This window comes from Dyella sp. BiH032, from assembly GCF_031954525.1.
Lineage (GTDB): Bacteria > Pseudomonadota > Gammaproteobacteria > Xanthomonadales > Rhodanobacteraceae > Dyella_D.
Genome location: NZ_CP134867.1, coordinates 511,622 through 527,252, shown reverse-complemented (window position 1 = coordinate 527,252; position 15,631 = coordinate 511,622). Strand labels below are relative to the sequence as shown.

Sequence of the window (15,631 nt, the reverse complement as noted above, 5' to 3'; positions counted from 1 at the left end):
GGGGTGGAACGGAGGGAAAGGATTGAGCCGGATGAATTGCAGGACGCCAAGGCACGCGAGGTGAGTGTGTCGCGACAACCGGCGCTCCATCGCCACCTGCAGGCGCGGATCAGAAGCGATCCGTACCCGCCAGATACCGCCATTCGCCCGGCTGCAACCGCGCCATGGAAATGCGGCCGACGCGAAGGCGCTTCATCGCCAGCACCTTCAACCCCACCGCGGCGCACATGCGCTCGATCTTCTCCGGCGCGATGCGTTTCAATGCAAAGCGCAGGTGCGTTTCGTTCTGCCAGCTCACCTTGATCGGCGGCAAGGCGTAATGGTCGAAGACCAGGCCGTGGTTGAGCAGGGCAAGGCCATTTGGCGCGAGCGTGCCTGTCACTTCCACTACGAACTCCTGCTCGATACGGTCGGCGTCCTCTTCCAGCCGGCGCTTCACGCGCCAGTCCTGCGTGAACACGAGCAGGCCGCTGGCTTTGTCCGGCAACGACAATGGTGCTTCCAGCCGAGCAAAGTGGCGCTTGAGCAAACGCACGCCGGAGGGGTCGTCCTCGGCGTGACTCTGCGGATTCACCAGAGCGCGCGCCTCGTCGAGCGTGATGCCGGCAGGTTTGTGCAACACCAGCGTGGCGGGCTCGGGCGGTTCCAGTTTCGCGTGCGGATCAATCTCGATGCGCTCATCCAGCACCTTGAACTGCGGCTCCTCGATGGTCACGCCATCCACGCGCACCCAACCGCCTTCGATATACATCTCCGCCTCGCGCCGCGAGCACTGAGCCAGAGCGGCGACACGTTTGGCGAGGCGTACGGGTTCGGTCATGGGTGCTGCCAGGAAAGTGATGTTCGCCATTATAGGCATCGCCCAGCTGGCGCCGGCGCGGCGAGTAGCAGCTGCGGCAGATCGGAACGGCGTCCGCATGCTCGGCAACGCGACGCGTTGCACGGAGTGACCCGTTGCTTTGCCTCTTTACTCCGACGTCTCTCAAGAAAAACGATCGCCAAGCTGCAAAAAAAGAACGTCGCGTTTTTCACGACACTTGCACGGCTGCGCATTTAGCTTTGCTTCACGAGACGGACATCATGGCTTGCATGCCGCACGGTGAGTACTCCCGAATCTGCAGGCCATGTTCAACCAGCACCCAAGGTGATCAAGTCGAATAGGGAGCGTATCGACTTTCCTCCACGCGCCCAGCCGGCGACAAAGACCCACGTTTCTGAGCACCTCCTCCATCCCGGAGCGGGGAACGTTGTCTTGTACCCAAGCAAGGAGTGCGGCTATGTCTTCGAACGACACGAACATCAATCTCACGCTGGCGTTTGTACTCAACAACGCCGCCGTGGATGACCAAGGCCATGCCCTACAGAACCCAAGTGTGTCAGTGGTGCAGGCGAATATCGTCAACCGGATCAAGCAGTCCACGTATGCGAAGGATTTCGCTCTCGTGTGGGGGCCTTCCATCTATCTGGACCCGGGAACCAAAGGAGACACCGCGGGCTACACCGCCAACGTCACCGCCGTTTTCAAAGACCCTTCGGGCGACTTGCGCGTGGTGACCAGCGGGACGAACGGGAGTTCGGACTACGACGTGGACGAGGAAGACAACGACATCGCCCAGACCGGCGCGAGCGCGCTGATCTCGGGCGCGCCGTCGGATGCCTCCATCTCGAAAGGCGCCATGGCCGGCGCGCAAGCCATCATCCAAAGTACGTCCTCGGGCGCCAGCCTGGTGAGTTACCTGCAGGGCCAGACGTCGTCGGGCGGCAAGGTCGTCATGGTCGGGCATAGCCTCGGCGGAGCCCTCGCCTCGGTGCTCGCGCTTTACCTGAAAGAGCAGCTCCCGTCGGCCACCTTGAGCTGCTTCACCTTCGCCGGGCCGACCGCCGGCAATCAACAGTTCGCCGATTACTTCGACCAGACCATGGCCGGCGCGTCGACCCGCATCGTCAACTCGAAGGACACGGTACCGCAGGCCTGGAACCCCACCAGCATCCAGACCATCCTGACCATCTACGAGCCAGACATCGCCACGCCCGACAAGATCAAGAACGGCATCAACAACAACATGCTGGTGCTGGATTTCCTGAACTACCAGCAGCCGACGGCCGGCGCGCAGACGCTCACGGGGGCGGTCAATACCTCGATCATCGAGAACAAGGACACCGACTTCGACAAACAGGCTGCTTACCAGCACGTCAATGCCTACCTGTCCTTGCTGGGCTTGAAGGACGGGGACGTCTGGTTGCCGCCTAACTCGTGATGCGGTGAAGCAGGGCACCGATGTCCGGTGGAGAGGGAGGCGATCGGGAGGATCATCGAACCGGTCGTCCTCCAAGCGTTTCTCCATCGACATGCGCTGGAGAGGTGACATCCCGGCGATCGCCCTCATCCCGCCGGAATCACCAGCGATCCACCCGGATACTGCTGGCTCATGAACTCCACGAAGGCCCGCACTTTCGGGCTCTGCAATCGCCGCGACGTGTGCAGCACCCAGAGCTCCACTTCGTCGCCGGCGATGCCCCAGCTCACCAGCTCGCCCTTCTCCAGCAGCCCGCCGATGATCGACTGCGGCACCATCGCCGCGCCCGCGCCGGCAGCGATGGCATCGCGCACCATCAGCAGCGATGACAGCCGCAGCACCGGCTGCGGCGCGACGGTGAACTGGCCGTTGCGCACCGTCCAGAGATCGCCGTCGCGGAAGGTGGGCATCACTACGGCGGGTACCGGAAACGGTTTGTCGCGCCGGCCTTTCGGCATCGGTACCGAGGGCGCGGCGGCGAGCACCATCCGGTCGCGGGCGAAGCAGCGGCCGACCAGGTCGCTGTCCTTGCGCGGATTGACGCGAATGGCGATGTCGAAGTGCTCGTTGACCAGATCGACGCGGCGATCCTCCGCCACGGCTTCGATTTCCACTTCGGGATAGAGCGCGCGGAACCGCGCGGCGAGCCGGCCCAACACCAACTGCGAGAACAACACCGGCGCCGCGATGCGCAAGCGGCCGCGCGGCGCGGCCTGGCCGTCGCGCGCAGCCGTGACGGCTTCGGTGACTTCGCGCATCGGCCCTTCGGTGCGGCTGAGCAGCAGTTGGCCGGCTTCGGTCAGCTCCAGCCGCTGCGTGCCTCGTTCGATCAGGCGCAGGCCCAATGCTTCTTCGAGGTCGGCGACACGGCGCGACAAGGTGGCTTTGGAACGACCGCTCGCGCGGCTGGCTTTGCCGAAGCCGCCGTGGGCGGCGACCAGCTGGAAATCTTCGAGGGCGTTGAGGTCCATGGCGTCTCATTTTTGATACGACATGTCTACATCTTAGAGTCTGTGTTTTGAATGCGGAACTGCCTACCTTGGGTCCCACGCAAGCACTTCGGTGCCCCAAACCCAAGGAGAACCCCATGAACACCATGCGTGCCCTGATCCTCACCCAGTACGGCGGCCCCGACGCCATCCAGGTCGCGTCCGCGGAAGCGCCGACCGCCGGCCCGGGCCAAGCGCTGGTCCGCGTTCGCGCCGCCGGCGTGAACGGCCTGGATTGGAAAGTCCGCGAAGGCTACGTCCGCGACGCCTTCCCTCTGCAGCTGCCCACCACGCTGGGCATCGAACTGGCCGGCGTCGTCGAGGCGGTCGGCCCGGGTGTCACGGGACTGCGCGAAGGCGATCGCGTCATGGGCCCGCTCGGCGGGCTGGGCGCCTACGCGGATCTCGTCGCCGTGAACGCGGCGAACCTCGCCATCATTCCCGACGCGCTGAGCTTCGTGGACGCCGCCGCGCTGCCAGTGGCCGCCGTCGCTGCGTGGCAAAGCCTGCACTTCGCCGGCCCCATCCATGCCGGCCAGCGCATCCTGATCCACGGCGCCGCCGGCGGCCTGGGCGGGTTCGCGGTGCAGTTCGCGCACCAGGCGGGCGCCGAGGTATTCGCCACGGCGCTGAGCGAACACGCGGACTATGTGCGCGGCCTGGGCGCGGACCACGTCATCGCCTATGACCTGGAGCAGTTCGAGGCTTCCGCCCGCGACATCGATCTGGTGCTCGATTACGTCGGCGGCGAAGTACTCGCCCGCTCGTGGTCGGTACTGGCCGAGGACGGCGCCATCGTCAGCACCGCGTCGCCGGCCATCCTCTCCAACACGCCCGCCGGCCGCCGCGGCCTGTGGTTCGTGAACACGCCGGATACCGCGCGGCTGCAGGCCATCGCCGACGACGTGGCGGACGGACGCCTGCGCTCCAAGGTCGCCGCCGCCGTCCGCTTCGACGAGCTGCCCGCCGCGATCGAGCGCAACCGCACGCAACCGCAAGTCGGCAAGACCGTCGTCGACTTCGCCCTCTGACCTTCCCATCTCCCATTCGAGGAAAAGACCATGAGCATCCTGATTACCGGTGCCTCCGGCACTGTCGGCTCCCGGATCGTCCAGCGCCTCGCCGCCAGCGGCGAAGAAGTGAAAGCGCTCGTGCGCACGCCGGGCAAGATCGCGCTCCCCGCGGGCGTGACGGAAGTGGTCGGCGACATGACCAGCGCGGCCTCCATGCGCGCGGCGCTGTCCGGCGTCCGCACCTTGTTCCTGCTCAACGCCGTCACCGCCGACGAAACCACCCAGGCGCTGATGACCTTGAATCTGGCCCGCGAGGCGGGCATCGAACGCATCGTCTATCTGTCGGTGATCCACGCCGACCTCTACACCAACGTGCCGCACTTCACCGGCAAGCACACGGTCGAGCGCATGATCAAAAGCCTCGACCTGCCGGTGACCGTCCTTCGCCCGGCGTACTTCATGCAGAACGACGAACGCATCCAGTCGGTGGTCGAGAACTACGGCGTCTATCCGATGCCGATCGGCCAGGCCGGCGTGAGCATGGTGGACGTGCGCGACATCGCCGACATCGCGGTCGTCGAACTGCTGGCACGGCATCGCGCACCCCATCCGCTGCCTCGGCGCACGCTGGATGTGGCCGGCCCCGAGGCACTCACCGGCGAGTCCGCTGCACGCATCTGGGGCGAAGCACTGCAGCGCGACATCCCCTACGGCGGCGACGACCTCGATGGCTTCGAACGGCAGATGGCCGCCTACGGCCCGGACTGGCTGGCCTACGACATGCGCCTGATGATGCAGGGCATCCAGCAACGCGGCATGCATGCCGAGAAGGGCACGGCCGGAACACTGGAGAAGATGCTGGGCCGGTCGCTGCGCAGCTATCGCGAGGCGGTGCGGGAGATGGTGGGCTCGCACGACTAACCGGCGCATGCACAGGCGGAAGGATCGAGGCGCGATGCCTCGATCCTTCCGGCGTTTCCTGGTCTACCGGCGCAGGCACTGTTCGACGTTACGCAAACGGCCGTGCCACATGGCTTCGAGCACTCAGATCTGCGCCTGGCCGCCATCGGCGAAAAGCTCGGCGCCGTTGAAGAAGCTCGAATCGTCGGAAGCGAGGAAGGCCACGACTTTGGCGATCTCCGACGCCTCGCCCAACCGCCCGATCGGCACCAGGGAGGCCAGGTAGGCGAGCAAGCCATCCTGCGCATCCTTGGACTCGCCGCCCAGCTCGGCCAAGCCAACCGTGCGGATCGAACCCGGGCTCACCACGTTGACGCGGATCTGGCGCTCTTTCAGGTCCAGCACCCAGCTGCGTGCCAGTGCGCGCACCGCAGCCTTCGAAGCGCTGTAGATGCTGAAGGCGGCCGTGCCTTTGCTGCCGGCGATGGAGCCGGTGAGGATGATCGAGCCCCCCGCCGGCATCAGCGGCAGCATGGCCTGCACGGTGAAGACCAGTGCCTTGACGTTGCGGTCGAACGTGTCGTCGAAGTGCTGCTCGGTGATCTGGCCCAGCGGCGCCATGGTGCCGCCGCCGGCGTTGGCGAAGAGGATGTCCAGGCGACCTTCCTTGTCCTTGATCAGCGCGGCGAGCGCAGCCAGGTCGTCGGGCCGGGTCACGTCGCCGCGCACACCGGTGGCGCTCGCGCCGATGGCCGCCACGGCGGCGTCGAGTTCCGCCTGGCGGCGGCCGGTGACATAGACCTTGGCGCCCTCGCGGGCCAGTTCCAGCGCGGAGGCGAGGCCGATGCCGCTGGTGCCGCCGGTGACCAGGGCGATCTTGCCTTTCAGTCGGGTATTCATGAGGTAACTCCGTGAGTGAGTGATGCGATGGGCGTACGGTAGGCCGCGGGCCACGGCGGATTAAGATGGGCAGCCGCACATCACTATTCACACCGGTGAATAGTCGCCACCGGAGCCCCCATGGATCAGTTGACCGCGCTGCGCGTGTTCGTCCGGATCGCCGAGTCCGGCGGCTTCGGCAAGGCGTCCGACGCGCTGGACATGCCGCGCGCTACCGTCACCAAGCTGATCCAGGAGCTGGAACAGCACCTGGGCGTGAAGCTGTTCCAGCGCTCCACGCGCAAGGTGTCGGTCACCGACGAAGGCAAGGCCTATTACCAGCGCGCCACGCAGGTGCTCGCCGATCTCGATGAGATGGACACGCTGTTCTCGGACCCGCAGGACGGTCCGCGCGGCCGGCTGCGCGTGGATGTCGGGTCCTCGCTGGCGAACCTCATCCTGTTGCCGCGGCTGGTGGAGTTCCGCGCCGCCTTTCCGCACATCCGCCTGGAGCTGGGCGTCAGCGACCGGCACGTCGACCTGGTGGGCGATGCGGTCGACTGCGTGATCCGCGGCGGCGCGCTCACCGATACCTCGCTGGTCGCCCGGCGCATCGCCAGCCTCGACTACGTGACCTGCGCCAGCCCGCTCTACCTGCGGGCCCGCGGCACCCCCGCGCACCCGGACGACCTGCGCGAGAAGCACGACGTGGTCGGTTACTTCTCGTCGCTCACGGGCCGCCCGTTCCGCCTGCTGTTCCAGCGCGGCGAGGACACGATGGAGATCGACCCACGGAGCAGCCATGGCCTGCTGGTGAACGAGAGTACGGCGCACTTGAACGCGCTCGTGCACGGCCTGGGCGTGGGCCAGACGTTCGGCTTCATGGCCGCGCCCTATCTCGAAAGCGGCCGTCTCGTCCACTTGCTGCCGGATTGGCAACGCCCGCTGCACGACCTGCACGTGGTGTTCGAGCGGTCCAAGCACGAGAACGCCCGGCTGCGCGCCTTCGTCGAATGGGTCGCGCGCGTGTTCCAGCCCTACGACCGCCATCCGGGCCGCGACCGGGGCTGATGCGGCGATACGAGCCGCGGCGCCTGCGCCATGCGCTCAGCCGGCCGCCCCTCGCATCCACTTGCCCAGCCCGGCCAGCACCAGCCTCCCTATCAACGACAACGGGTAGCCCCGATGGCGCGGGAGATCCGTCGGAACGGCGTCGTCCGGCAAGGAACCGGTGCACACGCGCATCCGCACCGCCGGCACCTCGCCCTGGAAGCGGTCGCGATGCATCGACACCCAGTGTTTGGCGTCGTCGAAACCGGCGTACATCATCGCGTTGCAGCAGGTGGCGATATAGCGCGAGGTGGGCGATGCGGGCTTGAGCTTGAGCGCGCGCAGGCGCTCGGCGCCGCGGACCGGACGCATGCGGTCCTTGCGGAAGACGAGGAAGGCGGTGCCGCCGCCGGCGTCGAGGACGGGTGGGGCCTCCGGCAGCGCCTGAATCCGCTGGCCCGCGTTCCGGCAGTCCGCGCAATGGCAGGCCACGGCGTCGATCGGCGGGCCGAAGGCTTCGAGCAGGACGGCGCCGCAAGCGCAGGACGAGGTATGGCGCGGCTGGGGCGGCATGGCATGACTCCTTGGTCCGTTGGGGATGGGGTCATGCGGCGATGACCGGTAGTGGGTGGTCGCCCGTGCATCACGGTTTTCGACAGCGGCAGGCTTTTTTTCTCCGTCCATGTCGAATTCGGCCGTGCTGGATCGACTAGTAGACGACACCATCCGCCAGGGGAACCTCGCCATGCGCTACGTCTGCCTGATCTATTTCGATCCCAGGAAGGTCTTCGACGGCAGCCCGACATCGAATGCCATGCTTGTGGCCGCGAGTACGCACAACCAATCGTTGAGCGCCAAGGGCCAGCTCGTCTTCGCCCAGCCGCTGGCCCTGCCGGACGAGGCCATGACCGTGCAGGTGCGCGACGGCAGCCTCTCCGCCACCGACGGCCCTTTCCTGGAAACCAAGGACATGCTCGGCGGCCTGGTGGTGATCGAGGCGCCCGACCTCAACGCGGCGGTGCAGATCGCCGGCGGCCTGCCCTTCGCCACGCTGGGCTCGATCGAAGTGCGCCCCGTGCCCGATGACTCGAAACCCCGCCCGGTCCTGTGATGGAGCCGGGCGCCTACGTCGCGCTGGAAGCGGCCTATCGGCAGGAGGCGCGGCGCGTCCGTGCCACGCTGATCCGGCTGCTGGGGAATTTCGACGCCGCCGAGGAAGCGCTGCACGAAGCCTTCGCCGCGGCCGCCGACCGCTGGCCCGTCGAAGGCGTTCCCGCCAACCCGTATGGCTGGCTGGTTTCAGCCGGGCGCTTCAAGACCATCGACCGCTGGCGCCGCGACGGGCGGCTCGCGGAGGCGTTGCTCGCGGCACCGGCGTTCGACGAAACCACCCCGGCGCCCGAGCTGCCGGAAGCCATCGAGGACGACGAGCTGCGGCTGATCTTCCTGTGCTGCCACCCCGCGCTATCGCCGGACGCACAGGTCGCGCTCACCTTGCGCGAAGTGGCGGGACTCACCACCGAGGACATCGCCCGCGCCTATCTGGTGCCGGCGCCCACCATCGGCCAGCGCGTCGTACGCGCCAAGGCCAAGCTGCGCGACGCGGGCGTTCCCTACGAAACGCCATCGCCGGCCGACCTGCCGCTCCGCCTCGAACCGGTGCTCAAGGTCATCTACCTCGTCTTCAACGAAGGCTATGTCGCCACCGCCGGCGACACATTGATGCGGCCATTGCTGTGCGACGAAGCGCTGCGGCTGGGACGCCTGGTCGCCGGACTGCTGCGCGAACCCGAAGCGCATGGCCTTCTCGCCCTGATGCTGTCGCACGACGCGCGCCGGGCCGCCCGCGTAGACGCGGCGGGCGACTTCGTCTCTCTCGAAGACCAGGACCGCTCGCTCTGGAATCGCGAGCAGATCGCCGAGGCCGAGCAGCTGGTCGCCGACGCCCTCACCACGCGGAAGGCGGGCCCCTACCTGCTGCAGGCGATGATCGCCGCCGCGCACACGGACGCCGAGAGCTTCGAGCGCACCGATTGGTCCCGGGTCATATCGCTCTACGACATCCTGTACCAGCTGGAACCGTCGCCGGTGGTCGCGCTCAACCGCGCCGCAGCCATCGCCGCGCGCGATGGGCCGGAAGCGGGCTTGATGGCTATCGACGCGGCCATGCTGACCGGTGGGCTCAAACACTATATGTACGCGCACGCGGCCCGCGCGGATGTCCTGCGCCGGCTCGGGCGCGCCTGGGAAGCACGCCAGTCCTACGAACACGCGCTCGCCCTTACGCGACAGGCGGCGGAGCAGCGGTTCCTGCGACGGCGGCTGTCGGAACTCGGGTAGGGCGGTGGGCGATTCGACGGTTGGCAACGTACTCGCCCCGCCTCGACCTTCAGGTCCCTGTGTGCGGACCGTGCCGCGGATCACGCCGACGGTGGCGCGAAAGCTCCGCCGCACGCCCCCCTGCTACACTCCGCGCCCCATCGAATCAGGGATTCCCAGGCATGAAGCTCTTCGGCTACGCGGACAACGCCGTCACCTCGCAAGCTCCCCTGAAGCTCTCCGAGGTCACCATGGTGTGCACGCCGGACGAGCTGCGCGCGATCGCCGAGGTGCTCACCCACCTCGCCGCCGACATGGAGCGCGCCGAGTTCGGCCATGTCCATCTGGCGGATCGCATCGAAGGCCTGGACGACAGCCCGCAGCTGATCGTGATGAAGGCCGAGGCGTAAGCCGGTTCGCGGCCGGCAGTGACGGATGAGCCGCCCACCTGGAACGAGACCGTCGCGCCGATAAAAGATTCTTGGCATGACGGCCTTTGTCGATTTCCCTCCGTCCCGCTCGTCGGTAGACAGCCGCGGCAATCCCGCCCCGGCGCGTAACCCAAGGCAACCTCATGAACAAGATGATCTTCGTCAACCTCCCGGTGACGGACCTCAAGCGCTCCACGGCGTTCTACGAAGCGGTCGGCGCGGTGAAGAACCCGGCGTTCTCGGACGACACCGCGTCGGGCATGGTGTTCTCCGATACCATCCACACGATGTTGCTCACCCACGACAAGTGGCGCCAGTTCACCAGCAAGCCGATCGTCGACGCGCATGCCAATGCCCAGGTGCTGCTGTGCCTGTCGGCGGCCAGCCGCGACGAGGTGTCCGCCATCGTCGAGAAGGCCAGCGCGGCCGGCGGCAAGGCCGACCCCACGCCCGTCCAGGACTACGGCTTCATGTTCGGCCGCAGCTTCGAGGATCCGGATGGCCACATCTGGGAAATCATGTGGATGGACCCCAGCGCCATCCCGCCGCACGGCTAAGCAGGATCGGGCGAAGGCAGCTACGCCTTCGCCCGAAGGGCTTGCCCCGGGGTACGGCCGCCTCCGGGAGTCGCATGAGTACCACCATATGCATCGCCTGACGCGAGCGTCATCCGTCCGTTGCATCCGCCGGGCTCCCGCACAGCGGCCAGCGCGGAATCAGGATCTCCTTCGATAGCCCAGGGTAAAAAGCGGCCCTGTCCGTATCGCATCCGTGCGCGGAGGACTGCCGTATCATTCGCGGTCAGCCAAAGCCGTCTTCCAGAAAGACGACCTTGGCCTGCGAATCGCATAGATGCTCGGCATGAAGCGCTTGGACGGTCATGCATGGCCGAAAAGCCATCGGCATACACCCGGCGTAGCGGAGCGTCTTCGGCTCGATGAAGGAAAACGGCGAACGCCGTCTGTAAGGGGGATCGCTTGATGTGTGCAAGGTCCGGGCGCGAAGGCGTCTGGCCTGCGCGCCTGTGGTTGCCCACCTGCCGCCGAACGCGGTGCACGACCATGCCGACGACGCACGCCTGCACGTCGGCACGTCCGCCATCGCGCGGTATCGACGTAACGACAGGGGAAAGCATGAATCACGTTTACCGGCTCGTCTGGAACCATGCGCTGCGCCAGCCGCAGGTCGCGTCCGAACTCGCGAACGGCGCGCACGCGTCGGTTGGCGCGAAGGCGCCGCGCCGTTCGACGGCGCTCCATCCGCTGACCTTGGCGTTGAGCCTGGCGCTGGTGTCTTCGCCAGCCTGGAGCGCCTGCACCTCCACCGATACCGTCGCCTGCAGCGCGCCCGGCGGCGCGGGTGTGGTCAACCGCACCGGCAGCGGCGGCGCAGGCAACGGCTCGGGTGGCGGGTCGAGCTATTTCGACTTCGGCTCCGGGGCGACCATCACCACGACCGGCTCGCCCGCGGCCAACGGCAATGGCGGCAGCGGCGCGGCGGGCGATGCGGGCCAGGGCGGCGCGGGCGGCACCGTGGGGGTGTCGATCGGGGGCAATATTGGCGTCGGTGCGTCGCTAGCCGGCAATGCGGGCACGACGGGCGCTGACGGCAACAATTTTTCCAGCGGCGGCGGCGGTGGCGGCAGCCCGCTCTTCTTCACCGGTACGCAGGCGACGATCGCCGCCACGGTGACCGGCGGCGCAGGCGGCAATGGCGGCAACGGCTTGAGCGGCTTCGCGGCCAATGGTGCCGGTGGCGGCGGCGGCGGTGCGGCCATGATCACCGTCGGGTCCAGCGCCAGCATCGACAACCAGGGCCAGCTCATCGGCGGCGCGGGCGGCAACGGCGGCAACGGCGGCTTTAACGGCGGCGGCGGCGCAGGCGGCGATGGCCTGCTGGTCCTCGGCACCAACACGATGGTGATCAACACCGGCGCGATCACCGGCGGCGCGGGCGGCGCGGCGGGCGCGGCGACGAACGATGGCTCGGCGCGCGGCGGCACCGGGGGCGCCGGCGTCAACCTGGCAGGCCAGCGCGATGTCCTGTTCAACGCCGGCACGATCACCGGCGGCGCGGGCGCGCCCAACGGCAACGGCGGCTATGGCGTCGTCACCTGGGGCGGCGGCATCATCAGCAACCAGGGCACGATCAGCGGCGGCCTCAACGCGGACGGCTCGCGCGCGACCGCGATCGAATTCAACGGCACGGGCAATGCGCTCACTCTGCTCACCGGCAGCACCATCGTCGGCGACATCGGCCTGGCCGCGGGCGCGCAGGCCACCATCGATGCGGCGGTGGCGGGCCAGGTGCTGGGCAACCATATCGACCTGGGCAACGGCGCGGCCGTCACCATCGACACCAACACAAAGGGGCTGCAGTACACCGGCACGCTCTCCGGCGCCGGCGACCTCAACGTGGTCGGCAGCAGCACGCTGACCTTGAACGGCGCGGCGACCCAGTCCGGTGCGCTGAACATCACCGGCGCCACGATGCTGGTGAACAACGGCGGCTACGCCGACAACAACACCGTCGCCGACAACGGCCACCTGGTCGTCGACGCGGGCTCCAATATCAACGCCAACGGCAGCGGCAATGCCTTCCTGGTCGGCACCGACGGCAACGGCGTGCTGACGCTGCAAAACGGTGCCACGGCTTATTCGGGCGGCAACCTGGTCGTCGGCGATCAGGCCGGCGACCAGGGCACGGCGAACGTGACGGGCCCTTCGTTCTTCCGCGTGATGGGCAACACCGTCATCGGTGGGAGCGGCAACGGCAGCTTGGCGCTCGATACCGGCGGCTCGCTGCTTTCGGCCGGCGCCTTGACCGTCGGCGATCAGGCCGGCGCCAACGGCGTGGTCACGCTGACCGGCCAAGCCACGCACATCAGCGCGGGCGGTTTCGTCGTGGGCAACCGCGGCACGGGCGTGCTGACGGTATCGAACGGCAGCCGCATCGACGATACCGGCGGCTTCGTGATCGCCGCGAACGCGGGCTCGGTCGGCACGGTGAACATCGGCGCCGCCGCCGGCAGTGCCGCCGCGGATGCCGGCTTTCTCGGCGCATCGAGCATTGTCTTCGGCAACGGCACGGGCACGCTGGTGTTCAACCACACCGGCACCGGCTATGTGTTCGCGCCGGCGATCAGCGGCGCGGGCAAGGTCGAGGCGCTGGCGGGCACCACGATCTTTACGGCGAACCACACTTATACCGGCGGCACCGTCATCGGCGCCGGCGGCGTCCTGCAGCTGGGACAGGGCGGCACCAGCGGAACCCTCCAAGGCGACGTGGCCAATGACGGCGCGCTGGTCTTCGACCGTTCCGACAACGTCGCTTTCGCCGGCGCGATCAGCGGCACCGGCAGCGTGACGCAGCAGGGCACCGGCGTCACCGCGCTGTCCGGCGCTCACAGCTATACCGGCGCCACGGTGATCAACGGCGGCACGCTGCAATTGCTCGGCACGGGCAGCATCGCCGCCTCCAGCGGCGTGACCATGGCCGGCGGCAGCTTCGACATCTCTGCGCTTAGCGGCACCGGCACCACCATCGGCGACCTCGCCGGCAACGGCAGCGTCGCACTGGGCAGCCATGCGCTGACGCTCGGCACGGCGAACGACACGACGTTCGGCGGTGCCATCGCGGACAGCGGCATCGCCGGTGGCAGCGGCGGCGCGCTGATCAAGCAAGGCAGCGGCACGCTCGAACTGAGCGGCGCGAACACCTACACCGGCGGCACCACCCTCGACGGCGGCATGCTGCGCCTGACGGGCGCGGGAAGCATTGCCGCGTCGAAAGGCCTCACCATCAACGCAGGCACGTTCGACATCGCCGGCGCCACCAGCGGTGCGTCGATCGCCAGCCTCGACGGACACGGCGCCGTCGACCTCGGCGCGCAGACGCTGAGCCTTACCGGTGCGCGGGGCCAGTACGACGGCGTGATTGGCGGTACCGGTGCCGTCGTGCTGAGCGGTGGCACGGAAACGCTGGCCGGCAACAATACGTACAGCGGCGGCACCACCGTCCATGGCGCCACGTTGTCGGTCGGCAGCGATGCCAACCTGGGCGCTGCCGCCGGCGCGCTCGCGCTCGACGGCGGCACGCTGCGCAACACCGCCGGGTTCGCCACCGCGCGCGCCATCTCCCTGCAAGGGGCCGGCGGCACGCTGCGGACCGATGCCGATCTCAGCCTGGCATCGGCCATCACCGGCAGCGGCGGCCTGACCAAGACCGGCACCGGCATGCTCACCCTCAACGGCGCCAACACTTATATCGGCGGCACCACGGTGAGTGGCGGCACGCTGGAGGTGGGCGACATCGATCACGGCAGCGCATCGCTTGCCGGCAACGTCACGGTGAGCAACGCCGGCACGCTGCGCGGCCACGGCACCATCGCCGGCGACGTCGTCAGCGACGGTATCGTGTGGCCGGGCGGCTCGGTGGGCACGCTGACCATCAACGGCAACTACACGCAGCACGCCGGCGCCACCTTGCAGATCGACGTGACGCCGACACAGGCCTCGGCCTTGCGCGTGAACGGCCATGCCTCGCTGGCTGGCGGCTTGAGCCTGATCTATGCACCGGGCACGTACACCGCCACGACGTACACGCTGGTGCAGGCCCAGGCACTGACGGGCACGTTCGCCAATGTGACCTCCAGCGGTTCCACGCCAACCGCGCTCAACCCCACCGTGGCCTATACCGCCACGCGGGCCAACCTGGTGCTGGCCGCCGCCACGCTGCCTCCGGTCACGCCGACCGTGGTGGCACCCGTCGATGGCGCGCTGTACGCCAACCTCATGCGCAGCGCGAGCCTGGCCGGCATGCGGTCGCTCGCCACCGTGCTTGATGCGACGCTGCGCCCACACGAGGACAGCTGCGGCGACACGGCAGCAAAGCGCAAGGACGAGCTGGGCTCGTCGTGCGACAGCGATCTCTGGATGCAATACAGCGGCAGCAGCGATTCGCTCCGCGGCGCGAATGGACTCGACAGCACGGCGTTCGCGCTGCAAGGCGGCTTCGACCACGCGCTCGGCGCCGATGTCCACCTGGGCGTGGAAGCCGGCGTCGAACGTATCAACGCGACGGACCGCCTCGGCGGCCATGGCCGGGCGGACAACCTCCATGGCGGCTTGTACGCCTATGCGAATGCCGGCCCGCTGGTGCTGTCCGGTACGGTCGATGTGTCGCGCGGGAGTTACGACATCTATCGCCAGACGGGCGTCGGCCGCGCCGCGGCCAGCCCCGACGGCAGCGCGACGGGCATCGCCCTGCAGGCGGCCTGGCCGTTCGCCGCGGCCCAGTGGCAGGTGACGCCGGCCCTGGGCGCGCTGTACCAGCATCAGCGCCTGGACGGCTTCGGCGAAACGGTCAGCAGCGCGCAACCGCTGGCCGATGCCTTCGCCGTGCGTGGCCAGGACAGCACGTACAACACCTTGCAACCGTATGCGCGCGTCGCGTTCTCGCGCAGCTTCGTCGCTGGCGGCGTCCGCTACGTGCCGCAGTTCGACCTGGGCTATCGCTACGACACGCGCAGCGCCAACACGCCGCTGGTACGCGCCACCGGCCAGGACGGCACGCAGTTCGCGCTTGCCGGCAGTGCACCGGGACGCGGCATGGCCACTGTCGGCGCGCGCATCACCGCGCAGGCGGGTGCGTCGTGGAGCCTGTACCTGGATTACCAGGGCCAGTTCGCCAGCCACCTGCGCAACCAGGCGGTGAGCGCCGGCTTCTCGAAGAGCTTCTAGGTCAAGCAGCAA

At 68.0% G+C, this 15,631-nt stretch carries 13 protein-coding genes; 9 read left to right on the top strand and 4 right to left on the bottom strand.

Annotated features, from left to right (window positions below):
* Positions 1 to 109: 109 nt before the first annotated feature.
* A complete protein-coding gene (locus tag RKE25_RS02100; RefSeq protein WP_311842307.1) occupies positions 110 to 820 on the bottom strand; it encodes an rRNA pseudouridine synthase in 711 nt (236 codons plus the stop codon).
* 457 nt (positions 821 to 1,277) lie between these two features.
* On the opposite strand from RKE25_RS02100, the gene RKE25_RS02095 reads away from it, so the two are divergent.
* Complete coding sequence (locus RKE25_RS02095) at positions 1,278 to 2,258, top strand: lipase family protein (RefSeq protein WP_311840616.1); 981 nt, start codon at positions 1,278 to 1,280, stop codon at positions 2,256 to 2,258.
* A gap of 125 nt (positions 2,259 to 2,383) precedes the next feature.
* On the opposite strand, the gene RKE25_RS02090 is transcribed toward RKE25_RS02095, so the two are convergent.
* Entirely contained in the window at positions 2,384 to 3,268 is an 885-nt protein-coding gene (locus RKE25_RS02090; RefSeq protein WP_311840615.1) for a LysR family transcriptional regulator, read from the bottom strand.
* Positions 3,269 to 3,384: 116 nt separating this feature from the next.
* On the opposite strand from RKE25_RS02090, the gene RKE25_RS02085 reads away from it, so the two are divergent.
* Both RKE25_RS02085 and RKE25_RS02080 read left to right on the top strand, forming a co-directional pair.
* Positions 3,385 to 4,317, top strand: coding sequence for an NADP-dependent oxidoreductase (locus RKE25_RS02085; RefSeq protein WP_311840614.1), 933 nt, complete (start codon positions 3,385 to 3,387; stop codon positions 4,315 to 4,317).
* A gap of 30 nt (positions 4,318 to 4,347) precedes the next feature.
* Complete coding sequence (locus RKE25_RS02080) at positions 4,348 to 5,220, top strand: NmrA family NAD(P)-binding protein (RefSeq protein WP_311840613.1); 873 nt, start codon at positions 4,348 to 4,350, stop codon at positions 5,218 to 5,220.
* Between the two features lie 123 nt (positions 5,221 to 5,343).
* On the opposite strand, the gene RKE25_RS02075 is transcribed toward RKE25_RS02080, so the two are convergent.
* On the bottom strand, positions 5,344 to 6,099 hold the full coding sequence (locus RKE25_RS02075; RefSeq protein WP_311840612.1) for an SDR family oxidoreductase: 756 nt from the start codon (positions 6,097 to 6,099) through the stop codon (positions 5,344 to 5,346).
* Between the two features lie 120 nt (positions 6,100 to 6,219).
* Between RKE25_RS02075 and RKE25_RS02070 the strand changes: the two genes are divergently transcribed.
* Positions 6,220 to 7,149 carry a LysR family transcriptional regulator gene (locus RKE25_RS02070; RefSeq protein ID WP_311840611.1) on the top strand — a complete coding sequence of 310 codons (930 nt, stop codon included), beginning with the start codon at positions 6,220 to 6,222 and terminating at the stop codon, positions 7,147 to 7,149.
* Between the two features lie 36 nt (positions 7,150 to 7,185).
* Here the strand turns inward: RKE25_RS02070 and RKE25_RS02065 are convergent, their stop codons facing one another.
* Positions 7,186 to 7,701: a DUF6151 family protein gene (locus tag RKE25_RS02065; protein ID WP_311840610.1), complete on the bottom strand. Its 516-nt coding sequence runs from the start codon at positions 7,699 to 7,701 to the stop codon at positions 7,186 to 7,188.
* A 109-nt stretch (positions 7,702 to 7,810) separates the two neighbouring features.
* Between RKE25_RS02065 and RKE25_RS02060 the strand changes: the two genes are divergently transcribed.
* From RKE25_RS02060 to RKE25_RS02040, 5 genes are all read left to right on the top strand, one after another.
* Entirely contained in the window at positions 7,811 to 8,239 is a 429-nt protein-coding gene (locus RKE25_RS02060) for a YciI family protein (RefSeq protein WP_311840609.1), read from the top strand.
* Entirely contained in the window at positions 8,239 to 9,468 is a 1,230-nt protein-coding gene (locus tag RKE25_RS02055; protein WP_311840608.1) for an RNA polymerase sigma factor, read from the top strand. Before RKE25_RS02060 ends, RKE25_RS02055 begins: the two co-directional genes overlap by 1 nt.
* Positions 9,469 to 9,629: 161 nt before the next feature.
* A complete protein-coding gene (locus tag RKE25_RS02050) occupies positions 9,630 to 9,857 on the top strand; it encodes a hypothetical protein (RefSeq protein WP_311840607.1) in 228 nt (75 codons plus the stop codon).
* 164 nt (positions 9,858 to 10,021) lie between these two features.
* The gene (locus tag RKE25_RS02045; protein WP_311840606.1) at positions 10,022 to 10,435 is read left to right on the top strand and encodes a VOC family protein; all 414 of its coding nucleotides are present in this window, start codon (positions 10,022 to 10,024) and stop codon (positions 10,433 to 10,435) included.
* Between the two features lie 576 nt (positions 10,436 to 11,011).
* Complete coding sequence (locus RKE25_RS02040; protein WP_311840605.1) at positions 11,012 to 15,619, top strand: autotransporter-associated beta strand repeat-containing protein; 4,608 nt, start codon at positions 11,012 to 11,014, stop codon at positions 15,617 to 15,619.
* Positions 15,620 to 15,631: the final 12 nt, after the last annotated feature.

What these genes read in the sequence shown, in the direction of transcription:
- RKE25_RS02100 (WP_311842307.1), bottom strand. Translation starts at nt 820, where the DNA reads ATGACCGAACCCGTACGCCTCGCCAAACGTGTCGCCGCTCTGGCTCAG.
- RKE25_RS02095 (WP_311840616.1), top strand. Translation starts at nt 1,278, where the DNA reads ATGTCTTCGAACGACACGAACATCAATCTCACGCTGGCGTTTGTACTC.
- RKE25_RS02090 (WP_311840615.1), bottom strand. Translation starts at nt 3,268, where the DNA reads ATGGACCTCAACGCCCTCGAAGATTTCCAGCTGGTCGCCGCCCACGGC.
- RKE25_RS02085 (WP_311840614.1), top strand. Translation starts at nt 3,385, where the DNA reads ATGAACACCATGCGTGCCCTGATCCTCACCCAGTACGGCGGCCCCGAC.
- RKE25_RS02080 (WP_311840613.1), top strand. Translation starts at nt 4,348, where the DNA reads ATGAGCATCCTGATTACCGGTGCCTCCGGCACTGTCGGCTCCCGGATC.
- RKE25_RS02075 (WP_311840612.1), bottom strand. Translation starts at nt 6,099, where the DNA reads ATGAATACCCGACTGAAAGGCAAGATCGCCCTGGTCACCGGCGGCACC.
- RKE25_RS02070 (WP_311840611.1), top strand. Translation starts at nt 6,220, where the DNA reads ATGGATCAGTTGACCGCGCTGCGCGTGTTCGTCCGGATCGCCGAGTCC.
- RKE25_RS02065 (WP_311840610.1), bottom strand. Translation starts at nt 7,701, where the DNA reads ATGCCGCCCCAGCCGCGCCATACCTCGTCCTGCGCTTGCGGCGCCGTC.
- RKE25_RS02060 (WP_311840609.1), top strand. Translation starts at nt 7,811, where the DNA reads ATGTCGAATTCGGCCGTGCTGGATCGACTAGTAGACGACACCATCCGC.
- RKE25_RS02055 (WP_311840608.1), top strand. Translation starts at nt 8,239, where the DNA reads ATGGAGCCGGGCGCCTACGTCGCGCTGGAAGCGGCCTATCGGCAGGAG.
- RKE25_RS02050 (WP_311840607.1), top strand. Translation starts at nt 9,630, where the DNA reads ATGAAGCTCTTCGGCTACGCGGACAACGCCGTCACCTCGCAAGCTCCC.
- RKE25_RS02045 (WP_311840606.1), top strand. Translation starts at nt 10,022, where the DNA reads ATGAACAAGATGATCTTCGTCAACCTCCCGGTGACGGACCTCAAGCGC.
- RKE25_RS02040 (WP_311840605.1), top strand. Translation starts at nt 11,012, where the DNA reads ATGAATCACGTTTACCGGCTCGTCTGGAACCATGCGCTGCGCCAGCCG.